Source organism: Lacinutrix sp. MEBiC02404, from assembly GCF_053601575.1.
In genome coordinates this window covers 1-995 of record NZ_JBSHNV010000101.1, presented here as the reverse complement: position 1 = coordinate 995, position 995 = coordinate 1, and the positions used below count along the sequence as shown (strand labels likewise).

At 29.1% G+C, this 995-nt stretch carries 1 protein-coding gene; it reads right to left on the bottom strand.

Annotated features, from left to right (window positions below; translation table 11 throughout):
* Positions 1 to 218: 218 nt before the first annotated feature.
* Positions 219 to 806, bottom strand: a complete 588-nt coding sequence (locus ACVCXO_RS01065; RefSeq protein ID WP_452227748.1) for a DUF4304 domain-containing protein — start codon at positions 804 to 806, stop codon at positions 219 to 221.
* Between the last annotated feature and the right edge of the window lie 189 nt (positions 807 to 995).

Sequence of the window (995 nt, the reverse complement as noted above, 5' to 3'; positions counted from 1 at the left end):
ATTATTCCTCAAAATCCAGTATTCCAATTCAAGTTTATTGCAAACTCTGTAATTTACAATGGGCTAATTGCAATGAACAAGGGAAGTTCCAGAAGTCTGGGATTATTAAACATAACGTGTTTGTATATGATTAGTGGCGTGTTTCAGCACCTAATTTAGTAAATAAAAACCGAATAGAAAATCTGCAAAGATTTTCGTAAGCAAGCTAAAACTAGCCATTAATTATATACGGTGTTAGGCACAGTTATTTTGTATTCAGTTATTAATTCGGTTATTTTTTCTTTCCAATATTCATTGTCTTTCCATTTCGAATAGTATGATAAAACAATCTGTTCCGCTTTTTTATTTTCCCCTTTATTCAATTGGTGAATTGCATAGTAAAGGTCAATAGGTTTTGATTTAATGAATGAGTCGTTTTCTTCTTTATATTCTAATATGACATTTTCTATACTCTGAAATTTATTCAAGTACGGAAATAGATATTGATTCAAATCATATTCTAATTCAGATTGTAATTTTTCTATCGAAGTTCTTGAGTTAATTTCATACCATTTATCTAATTCATCAGGAAGTAATTTTCCAATCCGTTTTTCGAGAGCGCAATCGTGAGGTTTTGGTGTTTTAATTTCTCCGAATATTGAGACTTTTTCATTTATTAACTTATCAAAAACTCCAATATTAATAGTGAATTGTAAATCCGTTTTAGAATTGAATTGGCTTTTTTGAATTTGAACTATTTTTCTGAATTCTCCATTGTCTTTATAAAAATTCATTGCAGGTGTTCTGAATCCGTTTTCCTTAAAAATCGGTTTGAAAAAGTTAATGACTAAATGGTCAAATTTTTCTTGTGCGTTGCTGCATTCAAGGTTCTAACGCAACAAACGTTGCTTTTTTTTAGTTTATACTAAGCTACATTTTTTAGTTCAAAATCCATAATTTCTTGAGGAGTTTTATAACCTATTATTTTCCGAGGTCTATTGTTAAGTTTTTCTTGA